At 73.2% G+C, this 18,003-nt stretch carries 15 protein-coding genes; 10 read left to right on the plus strand and 5 right to left on the minus strand.

Annotated elements, in window-relative coordinates:
* The first annotated feature begins 15 nt into the window (after nucleotides 1–15).
* On the plus strand, nucleotides 16–3,912 hold the full coding sequence (locus DEJ11_RS10610; protein ID WP_111103089.1) for a Pls/PosA family non-ribosomal peptide synthetase: 3,897 nt from the start codon (nucleotides 16–18) through the stop codon (nucleotides 3,910–3,912).
* Between the two features lie 14 nt (nucleotides 3,913–3,926).
* Nucleotides 3,927–5,246: a M1 family metallopeptidase gene (locus DEJ11_RS10615; RefSeq protein ID WP_258375323.1), complete on the plus strand. Its 1,320-nt coding sequence runs from the start codon at nucleotides 3,927–3,929 to the stop codon at nucleotides 5,244–5,246.
* Nucleotides 5,247–5,314: 68 nt separating this feature from the next.
* Here DEJ11_RS10615 and DEJ11_RS10620 read toward each other — a convergent pair whose 3' ends face one another.
* Nucleotides 5,315–5,584 (minus strand): helix-turn-helix domain-containing protein, encoded by a 270-nt coding sequence (locus tag DEJ11_RS10620; protein WP_027465796.1) that lies wholly within the window; start codon nucleotides 5,582–5,584, stop codon nucleotides 5,315–5,317.
* A 32-nt stretch (nucleotides 5,585–5,616) separates the two neighbouring features.
* On the opposite strand from DEJ11_RS10620, the gene map reads away from it, so the two are divergent.
* Entirely contained in the window at nucleotides 5,617–6,384 is a 768-nt protein-coding gene (gene map / locus DEJ11_RS10625; protein ID WP_111103106.1) for a type I methionyl aminopeptidase, read from the plus strand.
* Here map and DEJ11_RS10630 read toward each other — a convergent pair.
* Together DEJ11_RS10630 and DEJ11_RS10635 are read right to left on the minus strand one after the other, a co-directional pair.
* Nucleotides 6,368–6,922, minus strand: a complete 555-nt coding sequence (locus tag DEJ11_RS10630; protein ID WP_146250034.1) for a 4'-phosphopantetheinyl transferase superfamily protein — start codon at nucleotides 6,920–6,922, stop codon at nucleotides 6,368–6,370. The genes map and DEJ11_RS10630 overlap by 17 nt on opposite strands.
* A gap of 72 nt (nucleotides 6,923–6,994) precedes the next feature.
* Nucleotides 6,995–7,198 (minus strand): hypothetical protein, encoded by a 204-nt coding sequence (locus DEJ11_RS10635; protein ID WP_017885770.1) that lies wholly within the window; start codon nucleotides 7,196–7,198, stop codon nucleotides 6,995–6,997.
* 287 nt (nucleotides 7,199–7,485) lie between these two features.
* On the opposite strand from DEJ11_RS10635, the gene DEJ11_RS10640 reads away from it, so the two are divergent.
* The 5 genes from DEJ11_RS10640 to DEJ11_RS10660 all read left to right on the plus strand — a co-directional run bounded on the left by DEJ11_RS10640 (nucleotide 7,486) and on the right by DEJ11_RS10660 (nucleotide 12,811).
* The gene (locus tag DEJ11_RS10640; RefSeq protein ID WP_181440794.1) at nucleotides 7,486–9,321 is read left to right on the plus strand and encodes a TPM domain-containing protein; all 1,836 of its coding nucleotides are present in this window, start codon (nucleotides 7,486–7,488) and stop codon (nucleotides 9,319–9,321) included.
* A gap of 80 nt (nucleotides 9,322–9,401) precedes the next feature.
* Nucleotides 9,402–10,127: a PspA/IM30 family protein gene (locus DEJ11_RS10645; RefSeq protein WP_017885772.1), complete on the plus strand. Its 726-nt coding sequence runs from the start codon at nucleotides 9,402–9,404 to the stop codon at nucleotides 10,125–10,127.
* A gap of 44 nt (nucleotides 10,128–10,171) precedes the next feature.
* Nucleotides 10,172–10,993 carry an arginase family protein gene (locus DEJ11_RS10650; RefSeq protein ID WP_027465799.1) on the plus strand — a complete coding sequence of 274 codons (822 nt, stop codon included), beginning with the start codon at nucleotides 10,172–10,174 and terminating at the stop codon, nucleotides 10,991–10,993.
* A 55-nt stretch (nucleotides 10,994–11,048) separates the two neighbouring features.
* Nucleotides 11,049–12,452 carry a dihydrolipoyl dehydrogenase family protein gene (locus DEJ11_RS10655; RefSeq protein WP_027465800.1) on the plus strand — a complete coding sequence of 468 codons (1,404 nt, stop codon included), beginning with the start codon at nucleotides 11,049–11,051 and terminating at the stop codon, nucleotides 12,450–12,452.
* A gap of 2 nt (nucleotides 12,453–12,454) precedes the next feature.
* Complete coding sequence (locus DEJ11_RS10660) at nucleotides 12,455–12,811, plus strand: Fe-S oxidoreductase (RefSeq protein WP_175330772.1); 357 nt, start codon at nucleotides 12,455–12,457, stop codon at nucleotides 12,809–12,811.
* Between the two features lie 820 nt (nucleotides 12,812–13,631).
* On the opposite strand, the gene DEJ11_RS10665 is transcribed toward DEJ11_RS10660, so the two are convergent.
* The gene (locus DEJ11_RS10665) at nucleotides 13,632–14,450 is read right to left on the minus strand and encodes an ABC transporter ATP-binding protein (RefSeq protein ID WP_111103401.1); all 819 of its coding nucleotides are present in this window, start codon (nucleotides 14,448–14,450) and stop codon (nucleotides 13,632–13,634) included.
* A complete protein-coding gene (locus DEJ11_RS10670; protein ID WP_258375362.1) occupies nucleotides 14,450–15,349 on the minus strand; it encodes a siderophore-interacting protein in 900 nt (299 codons plus the stop codon). Before DEJ11_RS10670 ends, DEJ11_RS10665 begins: the two co-directional genes overlap by 1 nt.
* Nucleotides 15,350–15,415: 66 nt before the next feature.
* Between DEJ11_RS10670 and DEJ11_RS10675 the strand changes: the two genes are divergently transcribed.
* Together DEJ11_RS10675 and DEJ11_RS10680 are read left to right on the plus strand one after the other, a co-directional pair.
* Complete coding sequence (locus DEJ11_RS10675) at nucleotides 15,416–16,426, plus strand: alpha/beta fold hydrolase (protein ID WP_181440818.1); 1,011 nt, start codon at nucleotides 15,416–15,418, stop codon at nucleotides 16,424–16,426.
* The gene (locus tag DEJ11_RS10680) at nucleotides 16,423–17,967 is read left to right on the plus strand and encodes an ABC transporter substrate-binding protein (RefSeq protein WP_111103404.1); all 1,545 of its coding nucleotides are present in this window, start codon (nucleotides 16,423–16,425) and stop codon (nucleotides 17,965–17,967) included. Before DEJ11_RS10675 ends, DEJ11_RS10680 begins: the two co-directional genes overlap by 4 nt.
* Nucleotides 17,968–18,003: the final 36 nt, after the last annotated feature.

The following is an 18,003-nucleotide window of genomic DNA, read 5'->3' on the forward strand; positions in this document are numbered from 1 at the left end:
CGGGAAGAGGCCTCGATGACCATCGGCACCGGGAACGCGCAGCTCGAACTCGCCCGCGGGGGCGACGCACCCGCCCCACGGACCCTGTTCGACGTCCTGGCGGCGACCGCGGCGACCCACCCGGACGCGACGGCGCTCGAGGACCCCGCCGGCAGCGTCGACTACGCCGCCCTGCTCGACCTCGTGCGCGCGCAGGCCGACGATCTGGCCCGCCGCGGTGTCCGACGGGGCGACCGGGTCGGGGTGCGGATCCCCTCCGGCGGGCGTGACCTGTACCTGTCGATCCTCGCCGTGCTCGCCGCCGGAGCCGCGTACGTGCCGGTCGACGCGGACGACCCCGAGGAGCGCGCCACCCTGGTGTTCGGCGAGGCCGGTGTCGTCGGGGTGATCGGCGCGGGCGGTGTCCTGCGCGACCGCGACGGCACGGAGCTGCCGGTGACGGACCCTACGGCGAGCGCCGAACTCCCCCGTGAGACCGACGACGCGTGGATCATCTTCACGTCCGGGTCGACCGGGGTCCCGAAGGGTGTGGCGGTCACCCACCGCAGTGCAGCGGCGTTCGTGGACGCCGAGGCGCGGATGTTCCTGCAGGCGGCGCCGATCGGTCCGGGTGACCGGGTGCTGGCGGGGCTGAGCGTGGCGTTCGACGCGTCGTGCGAGGAGATGTGGTTGGCGTGGGGGCACGGCGCCGCGCTGGTGCCGGCACCCCGGTCGTTGGTGCGGACGGGGGTGGACCTGGGGCCGTGGCTCATCGCGCACACGATCACGGTGGTGTCGACGGTGCCGACGCTGGCGGCGTTGTGGCCGGACGATGCGCTGGAGCAGGTGCGGCTGGTGATCTTCGGTGGTGAGGCGTGCCCGCCGGAGCTGGCGGCGCGCATCGCGAGTCGTGACCGTGAGGTGTGGAACACGTACGGGCCGACCGAGGCGACGGTGGTGGCGTGCGGGTCCCTGCTCGACGGGAGCCAGCCGATCCGGATCGGGCTGCCGCTGGACGGGTGGGACCTGGCCGTGGTGGACGGTGCCGGACAACGGGTGGAGCCGGGCGGCGTCGGTGAGCTCGTGATCGGTGGCGTCGGGCTGGGGCGGTACCTGGACCCGGCGAAGGACGCGGAGAAGTACGCGCCGTTCCCGGAGCTCGGGTGGGAGCGGGCGTACCGGAGCGGTGACCTGGTGCGGTACGAGCCCGAGGGGCTGGTCTTCCAGGGGCGTGCGGACGACCAGGTGAAGCTCGGTGGCCGGCGGATCGAACTCGGGGAGATCGACGCGGCGCTGCAGGCCCTGGACGACGTGGCGGGTGGGGCCGCGGTGGTGCAGCGGACCCCGGCGGGCAACCAGGTGCTGGTCGGGTACGTGGCTCCGGTGGCCGGGGCGACGGTGGACGTGGCTGCGGCGAACGCCCGGTTGCGGCAGGAGCTGCCGGCGGCGTTGGTGCCGTTGGTGGCCGTGGTGGAGTCGCTGCCGACGCGGACGTCGGGCAAGGTCGACCGCGCGGCGCTGCCGTGGCCGTTGCCCGGTGCCTCGGACGCGGCGATGCTGCCGGACACGGTGGCGTGGATCGCCGAGCGGTGGTCGGCGATCCTGGGGGTGCCGGTGGCGAGCGTCGACGACGACTTCTTCGCGCACGGCGGTGGGTCGTTGACGGCGGCGCAGCTGGTGTCGGCCATCCGGGAGCGGTTCCCGACGACGACGGTGGCGGACGTGTACGACCACCCGCGGATCGGGGCGTTGGCGGCGGCGCTGGACGAGTCCGGCCCGGTCGAGGCGTCGTCGCGCGACGTCACCCCGGTCCCTCCGGCGACGGGGCTGCTGATGACGCTGCTCGGGCTGCCGGTGCAGGTGCTCCGGGGGCTGCGGGTGCTGACGTGGACGGCCCTGGTGGCCGCGGTGCTGCACGCGACGACGCTGCCGTTCCTGCCGGTGCTGCCCTGGCCGGTGCTGGTGCTGGCGCTCCTGGTGTTCGTGACGCCGATCGGCAAGATGGCGCTGACGGTGGTGCTCGCGCGGCTGCTGCTCGCCGGGGTCCGGCCCGGGTCGTACCCCCGTGGCGGTTCCGTGCACCTGCGGGTGTGGCTGGCCGAGCGCATCGCCGAGGCGGTCGACGGCCCCTCGACGGCGGGCGCCCCGTGGATCAGCTACTACGCCCGGGCCCTCGGCGCGCGGATCGGCAGGGACGTCGACCTGCACACGCTGCCGCCGGTGACCGGGATGCTCACGATCGGCAAGCGCGCCTCGATCGAGCCCGAGGTCGACCTGGCCGGGCACTGGCTCGACGGCGACGTGTTCCATCTGGGGCACGTCCGCATCGACGAGGACGCCGTGGTGCGCAGCCGGACGACGCTGCTGCCGGGGGCGCACGTCGGTGCGGGTGCCGAGATCACGGCGGGTTCCGCCGTCGGCGGCCCGGTGCCCGCGGGCGAACGCTGGGCAGGGGCACCTGCGGAGCGCACCGGGTCGGCTCGTGACGACCGGGAGGCCCGCCCCGCGACCCGACGACGCTGGCTGCTCGCGTACGGGGCCGGGTCCCTGGCCGTGGCCGGGTTGCCGGTGGTCGGTGTCGTGGTCGGCCTGCTGGTCGCCCTCGCCCTGGTCGGGCGGGCGTCGACCCTGGGCGACGCGGTGCTCCGTGCGCTGGTGACGGTCCCCCTGGCGACGGTCGTCGCCGGTGCGGTGTACGCGCTGCTGGTGGTGGTCGCGGTGCGGCTGCTCGGCATCGGCCTGCACGAGGGACGGCACCCGGTGCGCTCCCGGATCGGCTGGCAGGTGTGGTCGACCGAGCGGGTGCTCGACGCGGCGCGCACCCTGCTGTTCCCGCTGTACGCCTCGCTCGTGACGCCGGTGTGGCTGCGGCTGCTCGGCGCCCGGGTCGGTCGGGACACCGAGATCTCGACGGTGCTGCTCATCCCGGCGTTGACGCAGATCGCGTCGGGGGCGTTCCTGGCCGACGACACGATGGTGGCGACGTACGAGCTCGGCGGCGGTCGGGTGCGGATCGGTCGTTCGAAGGTCGGCCGTCGGGCGTTCCTCGGCAACAGCGGCATGACGGGGGCCGGACGCTCGGTGCCGCGCGAGGCCCTGGTGGCGGTGCTGTCCGCGGTGCCGAAGAAGGCCAAGCGCGGGTCGTCGTGGCTCGGGTCGCCCCCGGTGCGGCTGCGGCGCGCGGCGACGGAGTTCGACGAGGCGCGCACGTTCCGCCCGTCCAGGCGGCTCAAGGTCGCCCGCGGCTGCTGGGAGCTGCTGCGCCTGGTGGCCCCGATGGTCTCCGCCGCCATCGCGCTCGGCGTGGCCGGAGCACTGCTGGCGCTCTGGTCGGCCGTCGGGATCGGGTGGACGGTGCTGCTCGCCGGACCGGTGCTCATCGCCGCTGGTGCCGTCGCCGCCGTGGTCTCGACGATCGCGAAGTGGGCGTTCGTCGGTCGGATCACCGCCCGGGAGCACCCGCTCTGGTCGTCGTTCGTGTGGCGCAACGAGGTGCAGGACACCTTCGTCGAGACCGTCGCGCGGCCCTGGTTCGCCGAGCAGGCCACCGGCACCCCCGCGCTGGCCGTCTGGCTGCGGAGCCTCGGTGCGACGATCGGCCGCGGCACCTGGCTCGAGACGTACTGGCTGCCCGAGGCCGACCTGGTCACCATCGGCTCCGGGGCGTCGGTGGCACGCGGGACGGTCGTGCAGACGCACCTGTTCCACGACCGCGTGATGCAGCTCGACACCGTCCGGATCGACGCGGGTGCGACGCTCGGGCCGCACAGCGTGGTCCTGCCGGCGGCCGGCATCGGTGCCGGGGCGACCGTCGGGCCGTCCTCGCTCGTGATGCGCGGTGAGCAGGTGCCGACGGGTTCCCGCTGGTCCGGCAACCCGATCGCTCCGTGGACATCGGCAGCCCCGTCGGTGACAGCCCCACCGGCGCCATGAGGTTGACTGTCCCCGTGCCCTCCGATCCCGCCGCAGACCCGTACACCCCGCACAGCGGCGACCGACGGTGGAGTGCCGAGCACTACGAGCTCCGTCTCGACTACCGCGTCGCCACGAACCGCCTGGACGGCACCGCCACGATCACCGCGCGTGCCCTCGAGCCGCTCGACAAGGTCGTGATCGACCTGCACGGGCTCACGGTCGACCGGGTCGACGTCGACGGACACCGGGCCAAGAAGGTCTCGACCGCGACGCACAAGGTGACGGTCACCCCGGCCGAACCCATCGCCGCGGACACCGTGTTCAGCGTGCACCTGCGGTACCGCGGCACCCCGCACCCCGTCCGGAGTGCGTGGGGGCAGCTCGGCTGGGAAGAACTGTCCGACGGCGTCATCGTCGCCGCGCAGCCCACGGGAGCGCCGTCGTGGTTCCCGTGCAACGACCGCCCCGACGACAAGGCCACGTACCGGATCGAGATCGCGGCCGAGGCGGCGTACGACGTCCTGGCGAACGGGGAGCTGCTCGCCAAGGAGCGCGACCGCGTCGGCACCCGCTGGACCTACTCCACCACCGAGCCGATGGCGACCTACCTGGCGACCGTGCAGATCGGCCGGTACCGCACCACGAAGCTGCGCACGAGCGGGGTCCCCGTCACGCTGCACCACCCCGCCGACCTCGCCGCCGCCGTGAAGACCGACTTCGGCCAGGTGCCGGAGATGCTCGCGCTGTTCGGTGACCGGTTCGGCCCGTACCCGTTCGCGGCGTACGGCGTCGTGGTGACCGACGACGACCTGGAGATCCCGCTCGAGGCCCACGGCCTGGCGGTGTTCGGCCGGAACCACGTCGACGGCGAGCACGGCACCGACCGCCTCATCGCCCACGAGCTCGCCCACCAGTGGTTCGGCAACTCCGTCACGGTCACCCGGTGGCAGGACATCTGGCTGCACGAGGGGTTCGCCTGCTACGCCGAGTGGCTGTGGTCCGAGGACCGCGGCGAAGACACCGCCGACCAGCTGGCCGAGCGGTACCGGCAGGGACTGCTCGAACAGCCGGAGGACCTGGTCGTCGGTGACCCCGGCGCGAAGGACATGTTCGACGACCGCGTCTACAAGCGCGGCGCCCTCGCCCTGCACGCCGTCCGCCGCACGTTCGGCGACGACGCCTTCTTCGCCGGGCTGCGGAGCATCACCGAGCGGCACCGACACGGATCCGTGGCCGTGCCCGACGTGCTCCGTGCGTTCGCGGACGCCGCCGACCGCTCCGTCGCGGACGTCGGTGCGGTGACCGGGCCCTGGATCGACGAGGCGTCGGTGCCGGCACTGCCCGCTGGCTAGCAGGCGCCGCCGCGTTGGCCAGCAGGCTCCGCCGCCGCGTCGGCCAGCAGGCTCCGCCGCCGCGCCGGCTAGCCCGCCAGCTCGCCGTCCGCCGGGTCGCAGCTGACCTCGGACCACACCGCGTCGAGCGACAATCCGACCACGCCCGCGACCGACGCGATCGTCGAGAACGCCGGCGTCGCGATGCGACCGGTCTCGATCTTCCGGAGCGTCTCCGGCGAGATCCCCGCGGCCAGGGCGGTGTCCACGATCGACCGCGGACCACGGGCACGACGGAGCAACGCACCGAGGCGACGACCGCGTGCGACCTCGTCGGGACGGAGTGGGAGACGGACCATGACCACATAGTAATACCGGTATGATCATCGGCGTGATCGAGATCCTGACCCCCGCCGAGGTCGACAAGGGCCGCGCCACCGGAGCCCTCGTCGGCACGATCCTGCAGACCCTGCGCGAACGCACCCGCGTGGGCACGAACCTGCTCGAGATCGACCGGTGGGCGAAGCAGATGATCGAGGCCGCCGGTGCCGACTCCTGCTACGTCGACTACGCACCCTCGTTCGGCCGCGGCCCGTTCGGCCACCACATCTGCACGGCCGTGAACGACGCCGTCCTGCACGGGCTGCCGCACGACCGGGTGCTGCAGGACGGCGACCTGCTGACCCTCGACCTCGCGGTGTCCCTGGACGGCATCGCCGCCGACGCCGCGATCAGCTTCGTCGTCGGTACCGCACGCCCCGAGGATCTCGCACTCATCGACGCCACCGAACGCGCGCTGGCCGCGGGCATCGCCGCCGCCGGACCGGGCGCCCGCATCGGTGACCTGTCCCACGCGATCGGCACCGTGCTCGAAGCCGCGGGCTACCCGGTGAACGTCGAGTTCGGCGGGCACGGCATCGGCTCGACCATGCACCAGGACCCGCACGTGTCGAACACCGGGCGCCCCGGCCGCGGCTACACGCTCCGGCCCGGGCTCCTGCTCGCGCTCGAACCGTGGGTGATGGCGGACACCGACGTCCTGGTCACCGACCCCGACGGGTGGACCCTCCGGAGTGCCACGGGAGCGCGGACCGCCCACACCGAGCACACCATCGCGATCACCCAGGACGGCGCCGAGGTGCTCACGCTCCCCCGCTGACCGCCCCGACGACCTCGACGTGCAGGCCACCCGCCGCCACCACGAGCACCACATCTGGCGCGGGGTACAGCACGGTGAGCGGTTGTTCGGCACCCTCCAACCGGGCGGTACCGGCGGCCACGTCGACCTCCACCGCGAGCGGGTCGACGCGCAGCCCGCGTCCGTCGCGTTTCAGCACCGCTTCCTTCGCCGCCCACGCTGCCGCGAGGAGCGCCGGGTCTCCGTCAGCCCGGAGCAGCTCCCCCGGAGTGAATGCATCGAGCGGCGCGGCGGCGACCCGCGACACCCGTTCGACGTCGACACCGAGTGCCGACGGTCCGACCGCGAGGGCGACGACGCCCGGTGCGCGCGACAGGCTCACGCCGACCGTGACGCCCGCGACGGTCGCCCACGGACGACCGTGGTCGGTCCCCGCGCAGTGCGGGCAGACGCGCCCCGCGCGCACCGCGACCGGCTCGGCGCCGGTCGCCGACACGACGGCGGCGACCAGGGCCTCCCGGTCGTCCGCGCGGTCAGCAGCCGGCGTCCGGAGCGTCACCGTGACGGTCTGGAGGCGCGACCCACCGACCGGGGCAGCGCCCGTCGGTCGTGTGGTCGCGCCCAGAGCGGATCAGGCGTGCGTCAGCGCGATGAGCGCGACGTTCATGGTGCTGTACTGCCCCTCGGAGCGGGTCGCCTGGCGAACTCGTCCGCGCAGGACCTCGTAACGGCCATCGTGCTCGCGCACGAAACCGATCACACCCGTCGCCGGAGTCGACACCCGGTGGTAGCCGTCCTCGAGCGGGACGACCTCGGTGCTCGTGGTGCGTTCCATCGTTCTTCCCCTTCCGTTCATCCTCGAACAGTGGCGCCAGCATACCCCGGTACGGGGGACAAGACGTCCACAGGAAGCACGGTCCGGAGCGTTCCCCCAGAGTCTGGCGGTGCCCCTGCGTGGCCTGGATAGACTCCGGGCGACAGCGCACTCGTGGCGCGGTCCGGTGCGGTGCCACGGGGTACCGGCCGGCGACGGACGGAGGACGGATGCGAGCGGTCCAGCACGGATCGGGCACGGACGGATCGAGCGGGCACAGGGGGACAACGCGGCTGTGGAGCCGTGTGATGGCCGCCCTCGTCGCGACGCTGATCGTCCTGGCTCCGGCAGCGACCGCCCACGCCACGGCGCCCGTCGACCTGGGCGGCGCGTACGTCCTCGACGAGGCCGACGCGCTGACCGCATCCCAGCAGTCGAAGGTCGAGCAGGCCGTGCAGGACCTGTACTCCGAGACCCAGACGCAGCTGTACGTCGTGTTCGTGCCGTCCTTCACCGACCCCACCGACCACACCGAGTGGGGCCGGGCCGTGCTCGAGCAGAACCAGATCGACACCGACGGCATCCTGCTCTCGGTCGCGGTCGACGAGCGGAACTACGACGTGCAGCAGACGAACGAGACCGCGATCTCCTCGTCCGACGTGGAGAACGCCGTCAACGACTCGCTGCTCCCCGAGCTCAAGCAGGGCGACTGGGCCGGCGCCGCCGTGGCCTTCGCCGACGGGTTGACCCAGTCGCAGGCCCCGGTGGACCTCACCTGGCTGTGGATCCTGCTGCTCGTCGTGGTCGTCGGGCTCGTCGTCGTGGTCCTGGTCATCCGGACCCGCAACAAGCGCCGCACCGCCGCGGCGACCAAGGCGCAGGAAGCCTCGCTCGCCGACCTCGAACGCACCGCCGGCGGCGCCCTGGTCACCATCGACGACGAACTCCGCACCGCCGAGCAAGAGGTCGGGTTCGCGAGCGCGCAGTTCGGCCCCGACGCCGCCAAGCCCTTCGCCGACGCCGTGCAGGCCGCCCAGCGCGAGGTCCGCAAGGCCTTCACGATCCGGCAGCAGCTCGACGACGAGATCCCCGACACTCCGCAGCAGCGCGCCGAGTGGGCGAACCAGATCATCGTGATCTGCGAACGTGCGCACGCCGCGATCGAGGAGCAGACCGAGGCGTTCGACCAGCTCCGCTCGCTCGAGGACGGCATCGAGGACGCCGCCGCATCGCTCGCCCAGGCCGTGGCCGCCGCACCGGCCTCGGTCGGAGCCGCCGCCGCTGCGCTCGACCGCGTCCGCGCCCGCTACACCGGCCGCACCCTCGCCACCGTGGCGAACAACGTCGACCAGGCCCACCAGGTGCTCGCCTTCGCCACCGAACGCTCGAACGCCGCCACCGCCTCCATCGCCGCCGGCGACAAGGGCGAGGCGGTCGTCGCCGTGCGCGACGCCCAGCACGCGCTCGCCCAGGTGCAGCAGCTCACCGACGGCGCACTCGCCGCCGAGCAGTCCTTCGACGAGGCCACCGCCCGCGCCGAGGCGATGCGCATCGACATCCAGGGCGACGTCGCCGCCGCCCGCAGCCTGCGCTCGGGCGGGCCGGACCTCGCCGCCGCGGTCACCCGCGCCGAGGCCGTGCTCCGCCAGGGGCTCGACCCGAAGGACCCCGTGGCGGCCGTCGACGCGCTGACCCGGGCGAACACCGAGATCGACCAGGCCATCGCCGCGGCACGGGGTGCTGAGGAACAGCGCCAGCGCGCCACCCAGGCGCTCGACGCGGCCCTGCGCGACGCCCGGAACCGGATCAGCCAGGCCCGCGACTACGTCTCACTGCACCGCGGCGGCATCGGCCCGACCGCCCGGACCCGGCTGTCCGAGGCCCAGCGCGCCTACGACGACGCCGTCGAACTCGCCCCGAGCAACCCCGGCCAGGCGCTCAACGCCGCCCGCGCGGCCGAGCAGTACGCGGCCGCCGCGATGGACGCCGCCAACGACGACCTCGGCGGCTGGGGTGGCGGCCAGGGCGGTGGCGGAGGCGGCGCCCAGCTCGGCGGCCTCGTCACCGGACTCGTCCTCGGCGGCCTGCTCGGCGGTCGCGGCGGCAGCTACGGCGGCGGCTTCTCCGGCGGCGGCCGCTTCTGACCCGACGCGCTCCCCCGGCACCCAGAACCAGACACGACCCGACAACACCGTCCACAGGACTTCCACGAAAGGGAACAGCAATGGCCAAGCAGACCATCTTCGGACGCATCTCCACCCTCGTGCGCGCGAACATCAACCAGATCATCGACGACGCCGAGGACCCGCAGAAGATGCTGGACCAGCTCGTCCGCGACTACACGAACAACATCGCCGACGCGAAGACCGCGATCGCGCAGACCATCGGCAACGTGCGCCTGCTCGAGCAGGACCACGAAGAGGACAAGAAGGCCGCGGTCGAGTGGGGCCAGAAGGCTGCCAACGCCTCCACCGCAGCCGACAAGTACCGCTCCGAGGGCAAGTCGGCCGAGGCGGACAAGTTCGACAACCTCGCCAAGATCGCGATCGGCAAGCAGATCGCCGCCGAGCAGGAGGTCAAGGACGCGGAGCCGAACCTGGCGTCGCAGAACGAGGCCGTCGAGAAGCTCAAGACCGGTCTCGCCGGCATGGAGCAGAAGCTCGAGCAGCTCCGCGCGAAGCGGGACAACCTCGTCGCCCGCTCGAAGACCGCCGAGGCGCAGTCCCGCGTCAACGACGCCCTCGGCAACATCGACGTGCTCGACCCGACGAGCGACCTCGGCCGCTTCGAGGAGAAGGTCCGCCGCGAAGAGGCGAAGGTGCTCGGCCAGCAGGAGCTGCAGTCGTCGAGCCTCGACGCACAGTTCGAGAGCCTCGAGGACGTCGGCAAGGACGCCGAGGTCGAGGCACGGCTCGCCGCGCTGAAGTCCGGCGGATCCTCGAGCATCTGACGAACGCCCTGACGACGCCGGACCCCAGCTGACAGACTGAGACGATGCACTTCCTCGTGGTCGGTCAGTGGCAGGGTTCGGCGTCGTCGCGCGCGATGCGCCTCGGGGACGGTGCGTCGGCGATCGCGGCCGACCTCCCCCGGGCGTCCACCACCGTGGTCGACGTCCCGGCCGGAGCGGGTGACCGCCTCGAGACCGCCGTCGCCCGCTACACCTCGGTGCTCGCCGTCGCCGAACGCGTCGCCGAGGAAACCGCCGTCGCCACCGAACCGGTGCTCGTCGTCGGCGGTGACGGCGCCAGTGTCCTCGGCGCGACCGCTGCCCTCGCACCGGACACCGCGTTCGTCCGCATCTCCGGGTCCAGCGGGTACCGCGCGCTCAACCGGGCACAGCCCGTCGCCGCCGAGACCGCCGCCCTGCGCCTGCTGGTCGACCGTCCCGACGACCTGTTCCCCGGACTGCCGGTGGTGCCGGCGTCCTCGGTCGTCGTCGCCGGGGTCCGCGGGGTCGAGGACGCCGAACGAGCCGCCCTCGACAAGGCCGGGATCGTGCACCTCGACGTCGACGCCGCAACCCCGGACGCCCTCGCCGCAGCGGTCGAGCGGACCGGTGCCGCATCGGTCTTCGTGCACGTCGACCTCGACGTCCTCGACCCGTCCGAGGTCGACGGGCTGCTCGAACCCGTCCCGTTCGGCCTCGACGGCGCAGCGCTCGTCGAGCGCATCCAGGCCGCGACGCGCGGCCGCCGCCTCGTCGGCGCCGCGCTCACCGGTTTCGCCCCCGTCGACCCGGACCGGGCGGTGGACGACCTCGGCGTGATCCTGCGCGTCGTCGGAGCGGTGACCAGCGCCTCCCGGGTGGGCTGACCACGGGCACGACGCGACCGGCGGACCCCCTGCCGGTCCGCGTACGCTCGGCAGCATGACGGACTACGACCTCATCGTGATCGGAGCCGGCGCTGTCGGCGAGAATGTGGCGGACTACGCCAGGAAGCGCGACCTGTCGGTCGCGATCGTGGAGGCCGAGCTCGTCGGCGGCGAGTGCTCCTACTGGGCGTGCATGCCCTCGAAGGCCCTCCTGCGCAGCGGACACGCCCTCGCCGCCGCCAAGCGGCTCGACGGTGCGAAGCAGGCCGTGACCGGCACGCTCGACGCCGCCCACGTGCTCGCCCGCCGCAACTCGTTCACCTCCGACTGGAAGGACGACAGCCAGGTCTCGTGGCTCGAGTCCGCCGGCATCGACCTGATCCGCGGGCACGCCCGCATCACCGGCCCGAAGACCATCGACGTGGACGGCGAGACGCACACCGCGCGCGCCGCCGTCGCGGTCGTCACCGGCTCCCTGCACACGCTGCCCCCGGTGCCCGGTCTCGCCGAGGCGAAGCCGTGGGGCACCCGCGAGGGCACCAGCGCCCAGCAGGTCCCCGAGAGCCTGCTCGTCATCGGCGGCGGCGTCTCCGGCTCGGAGCTCGCGACCGCGTGGGCCTCCCTCGGCGCGAAGGTCACCCTCGTCGCCCGGCACGGTCTGCTCGGCGGCATGGAGCCCTTCGCCGGGGAACTCGTCGCCGACTCCCTGCGCGAACTCGGCGTCGACGTCCGCACCGGCGTCAACCCGGTCCGGGTCGACCGCGACGAGCACGGTCTCGTCACCACGGAGCTCGACGACGGCACAACGGTCATCACGAGCGAGGTGCTCGCCGCCACCGGCCGCGCCGCCCACACGCGTGACCTCGGGCTCGAGACCGTCGGCCTGACCGCGGGCGACTGGCTCGACGTCGACGACACCATGCTCGTGCACGGCACCGACTGGCTGTACGCCGTGGGTGACGTCAACCACCGCGTCCTGCTCACCCACCAGGGCAAGTACCAGGCGCGTGCCGCCGGCGAGGCGATCGCGGCCCGGTACCAGGGCACGCCGCTGCACACCGAGCCGTGGGGTGCACACGTCGCCACCGCCGACCACGCAGCCTCGCCGCAGGTCACCTTCACCGACCCCGAGGTCGCGAGCGTCGGCCTGACCGAGGCGAAGGCCCGCGAGCAGGGGCTGAACGTCCGCGCGGTCGAGTACGACCTCGGTGCGATCGCCGGGTCCTCGCTGCAGGCCGACGGCTACACGGGCCGCGCGAAGATGGTCGTCGACGAGGACCGCGGGGTCGTCGTGGGCGTCACGTTCGTCGGCCAGGACGTCGCCGAGATGCTGCACGGCGCCACCGTCGCCGTCGTGGGCGAGGTCCCGATCGACCGCCTGTGGCACGCGGTGCCGGCGTACCCAACGATGAACGAGATCTGGCTCCGCCTGCTCGAGACGTACGGCCGCCCGGCCTGAGCGTGCGCAACCCGCTGCTCGACTCCCCCGTGTCCCGTGCGGGGTGGGTGTTCGCGACCGCCGTCGGGCTCGCCGTGGGCGTCCCCCTGTCGACTGGGCGGATCCGGGTGGAGGACGGGCTCGTCGTCTGCACGGGGCTGCCGCGCTGGGTGTTCCGGCGCGGCGGCACCTGCGTCGGTTCGGTGTACCTGACCCGCGACAACGACGGCCCGCGGGTGCTCCGGCACGAGCGGGTGCACGTCGAGCAGTGGCGCCGGTACGGGATGCTCATGCCGCTGCTCTACGCCGTCGCCGGGCGGGATCCCCTGCGGAACCGGTTCGAGGTCGAGGCCGGCCTGGAGGACGGCGGCTACCGCTGACGGGGGCGGGTGCGGGGCGGGAGCGGGGCGGGGCGGGTGTGCTGCGGTCGCACGACACGCCGCGTGCGCATCGTCGTGGTCGCGCGAACTGTCGCCCCGACGCCGGGCAGGCGGCAGATCGTGCGACCTCGGCGCGCCCGCCCGCCGGTCGCAACACCCCGCCGGGCGCCCGGCGAGCGGTCGCAGACCGTCGCCTGCGGCGCCGCCAGCCGACAGTTCGTGACCACTCGGCGGCGGGCCGGCCAGGCGACGGGACGCGACCGATCGACGGCCTGGAGGCGCGTGGCGCCGCCGCCCCGAGCCTCCAGGCCGCCGGGCCCCACGTCCACCGCGCCCGCCCGCCGGTCGCAACACCCCGCCGGGCGCGCGGCGAGCGGTCGCAGACCGTCGCCTGCGGCGCCGCCAGCCGACAGTTCGTGACCGCTCGGCGCGCGGCCGACGACGAGTCGTGACCACTCGGCGGCGGGCGGCCAGGCGACGAGACGCGACCAGTCGACAGCCTGGAGGCGCGTGGCGGCGCCGCCCCGAGCCTCCAGGCCGCCGCGCCCCACGCCCACTGCACGCGCCGGCCGGTCACAACACCCCGCCTACCCCGCGGCACGCGGTCGCAGACCGTCGCCTGCGGCGCCGCCAGCCGACGGTTCGTGACCACTCGGCGCCCGGCCCACGACGAGTCGTGACCACTCGGCGACGGCACGTGACCGAAGTCGCGCGACACGCCGCGTGCGCGTCGCCGCGGTCGCGCGAACCGTCGTCCCGACGCCGAGCAAGCGGCAGATCGTGCGACCTCGGCCCGGCCCGGAGCCAGCCGGCCCGTGGGTCAGGCCGCGCGCCGCCGCGGCACCACGAGCGGAGTGCCGGTCTCGGGGTCGGGGACGACGACGCACGGCAGGCCGAAGACGTCCTCGACGAGGTCCGCGGTGAGCACCGACGACGGCTTCCCCGCCGAGACGATCGCCCCGTCGCGCATCGCGATGACGTGGGTGGCGTAGCGCGCGGCCTGGTTCAGGTCGTGCAGCACCGCGACGACCGTGCGACCGGCGGCGTGCAGCGTGGAGGCCAGTTCGAGCACGTCGTACTGGTGGGCGATGTCGAGGAACGTCGTCGGCTCGTCGAGCAGCACGATGTCGGTCTGCTGCGCGAGCACCATCGCGATCCACACCCGCTGCCGCTGCCCGCCGGAGAGCTCGTCGACGCTCCGGTCCGCCAGTTCCGCCGTCGACGTCTGCTCGAGTGCGGCCTGCACGGCCTGCCGGTCGGACCCGGAGGACGGGTGCAGCAGGTCCTGGTGCGGGAACCGGCCCCGGGACACCAGGTCACGCACGGTGATGCCGTCGGGGGCGATCGGGGTCTGCGGGAGCATGCCGACCCGCCGGGCGACGGCCTTCGGGCGGTACGAGTCGATCGGCGCCCCGTCGAGGAAGACCGTGCCGGCACGCGGCTTCAGGGTGCGGGCGAAGGACTTCAGCAGCGTCGACTTGCCGCAGGCGTTCGGACCGACGATGACCGTGAGTTCGCCGTCGGGGATGTCGACGTCGAGCGTGTCCACCACGACCCGGTCGTCGTACGCCAGGGTCAGCCCACGGGCCCCCAGCGCGGTGGTCGGGACCGGACCGAGCGCGGTGCCCGAGGTCGGCATCAGTGCTCGGCCTTGCCGTGCCGCCAGTAGCCCATGAACGCGACCTGCTTGCGGTCGATGCCGACGCCGCGCACCAGGTGGCGGCGGAGTTCCTTGACGCAGCCGGCCTCACCCGCGATCCACGCGTAGACGGGGCGCTCGTCGACGGGCGCGGGGACGTCCCACAGCACCTGCTCGTCGACGTCGACGTCGGTGAGCTCGACGGCCGGCTCGCACGCGGCGGACGACGGCGCGACGGTGGAGGCCCAGGCGTGCACCTGGTCGGTCATCCGGACCCCGTGGGTGGCGCCGTTGCGGGCGATCCAGCGGACCTCGACCCCGGCGGGCGCGGTGACCGGCAGCCGGTCGGCGTCGGTGGGCACCTCGATGAAGACGTGGCCGACAGTCGAGACGTCGAGGGCTTCGAGGATGGCGCAGATGGCGGGTGCGGCGGTCTCGTCCCCGGCGAGCAGGATCCGGTTCGCGTGCCCGGGAGCGAACTCGGCGGCACCGGTCGGCAGGTCCTCCGGCGACTCGGGAACCCGCGGCCCGACGATGCGCAGCTCGTCACCCACGCGGCAGGCCGACACCCAGCGCGACGCCGGACCGGTGTCGCCGTGCGCGACGAAGTCGATGTCGAGTTCGCGGGCGTCCGGCCGGAACGAGCGGACCGTGTACGTGCGGAGGGGGTTGCGGGCGTCGTCCGGCAGCGCGCGCCAGGCGGTGTACCAGTCCTCGTCCTCCGGCAGTTCGGAGAAGCCGATGCCGGGCAGGGGCAGCACGATCTTGATCCGCTGGTCGAGACCGACCGAGGAGAAGTCGGCGAGCGCGTCGCCCGTCAGCGTGACCCGGACGAAGTTCGGGGTGAGCGACGTGACGGCGGCCACACGGACGGAGAAGACGCGATACCGGGTTGCCACGGAATCGAGTATGGCATGCCTTACCTAACGTCTCCAGGCCCGCGGAACGGTGCGAGGATCGTCCCCGTGTCCGAAGCCCCCGACGACGAATTCGCCGACCTGACCGCCCTCGCCAGCGCGAGCGGCGTGACCGCGCCGCTCCGCGCCTCCAGGCAGGTGGTCCGCACCGCGGACGGGCAGGATATCTCCGCGATCCGGTGGGGCGACGACGGCCAGGAGGCCCGGATCACCTACCTGCACGGGCTCGGCATCGACGCCCACAGCTTCGACACCACGGCACTCGCCGTGGGCGAGCCGTCGGTCGCCCTCGACCTGCCCGGCCACGGCCGGTCGTCGTGGCGGGAGGACGCCGACTACGCGGCGGCCGCGACGGCGCCGAGCGTGCTCGCCGCGCTCGACGCGCTCGCGGTGCCGCCGGGGATCGTCGTCGGGCACTCGCTCGGTGCCATCCTGTCCGCTCGGCTCGCGGCCACCGCGCCGGAGCGGGTCACCGGGCTCGTGCTCGTCGACATGTCGCCGGACTTCGCGCAGCGCGCGGTCGACCGGATCGCCCGCGCGCTCGAGGCCGAGGAGCCGTTCGAGTCGCTCGAGCAGGTCGTCGACCGGGCGATCGAGGCGCGGGTCGGCGACGACCGGCAGGTGCTGCTCCGTGAGGCCCGGCACACGACGGCCCTCGGTGCGGACGGGCGACTCGTTCGCCGTCACCACTTCCCGCACCTGCCCGCCGGGCGGACGTCGTCGGTGGGACGCTTCGCCGATGCGTGGCCCGACCTCGAGGCCCTGCGCGTGCCGATCCTGCTCGTCCGGGGTGACCGCGGGTACGTCTCCCCGAAGCTGCACGCCGGGTTCGCCGAACGTCTGCCGGACGCCGAGATCGTGACGGTCACCTCGCGGCACGCGGTGCAGAACCAGGCACCCCTCGAACTGGCTTCGGCGATCCGGGCATGGGCGGAGCGGCACGGATTGTTGCACCCGATCGAAGAACCGTCGCCGGACGGCACCAGCCGCCGGTACCCTCGTGCGAGCGCGAGGCCCGATCCCAGCCCTCGTGCCCGGAAGGAACCCACCACCCCATGAGTCCGCTCCTGCCCCGTCGCACCGCGCGCACCTCGCGCATCGGGCGCGCTGCCCTCGCCGCCACCGCGATCGCCGTCGTCTCCGCCCTGGCGCTGGCCGGCTGCTCCGGCTCGTCCGACACCACCGGCGGCAAGGACGCCACGGTGCGCGTCGGGCTGGTGCTCGAGCCGACGAGTCTCGACATCCGCACCCAGTCCGGGGCGGCGCTCGACCAGGTGCTCATCGACAACGTGTACCAGGGGCTCGTCGGCCGGACCGCCGACGGCGAGATCCGTGACGTGCTGGCCTCGTCGCACGAGGTCTCGAAGGACGGCCTGACCTACACGTTCACGCTGCGGGACGGCACGACGTTCCAGGACGGCAAGCCGGTCACCGCAGCCGACGTCGTCTGGTCGCTCGAGCAGGTCAAGTCGAACGACTCGTACGTCGACTCGGCCAAGCTCGCGGGCGTCACGTCGATCACCTCGCCGTCGGACGACTCCGTCGTGCTGCAACTGGCGAAGCCGGACTCCGACCTGCTCTGGAACCTGACCGGCCGCTCGGGCCTGGTGCTCGAGAAGGCGGCCGACAACGACCTGTCCGACAGCGCCAACGGCACCGGTCCGTTCGAGGTCGCGAGCTGGAAGCAGGGCGACTCGCTCACCTTCGACCGCAACGAGGACTACTGGGGCACGAAGGCGAAGGTCGCGAAGATCGTCTTCCGGTACATCACGGACCCGTCGACCGCCGTCAACGCGATGGCGAACGGTGACCTCGACGTCCTGAACCCGGTCGACGGCACGCTCAAGAGCCAGCTGCAGGGCAACGCCGACATCGCGCTGCACAGCGGCAAGACGACCGACAAGTACACGCTGGCGTTCAACAACCGCAAGGAACCGTTCACGGACGAGCGCGTGCGACGGGCCATTCGGCAGGCGATCGACGCGAAGGCGCTCATCAAGGCGATCGGCGGCACCGGCGTGGAGCAGGGCGGCCCGATCCCGGAGCTCGACCCCGGCTACGAGGACCTGACCGACATCGACGCGTACGACCCCGCGAACGCCAAGAAGCTCCTGGCCGCCGCCGGCCAGCAGGACCTGAAGCTGACGCTCACCTACGCGAACATCTACCCGACCACGATCGGCGACGTGCTGAAGTCGCAGCTCGCCGACGTCGGGATCACCCTGACGGTCAAGCGCGTCGACTTCGCCACCTGGCTGTCCTCCGTGTTCCAGGCACCGAAGTCCGGCGAGCGGGACTTCGACCTGTCGATGGTCGACCACGTCGAGGCCCGTGACTTCGGCAACTGGGCGAACCCGGACTACTACTTCGGCTACGACAACCCGAAGGTGCAGGCCCTCTACGCCCAGTCGATCGCGGCGACCGACGAGGCCACGAAGACCGAGGCACTCCGCAAGGCTGCACGCATCGTCAGCGAGGACGCGGCCGGCGAGTGGCTCTACACGGCGACCGAGATCACCGCGGTGCGCTCCGGCGTGACGGGCTTCCCGGTCGACGGCGGCAACTCGCGCCTCGACCTGGCGAAGCTCGCGGTCAAGTGACCCGGAGCGGCCGCGGCGGGGTGTCCGTCCCCGTAG

The organism is Curtobacterium sp. MCLR17_058 (assembly GCF_003234705.2).
Taxonomy (GTDB): Bacteria; Actinomycetota; Actinomycetes; order Actinomycetales; family Microbacteriaceae; genus Curtobacterium; species Curtobacterium flaccumfaciens.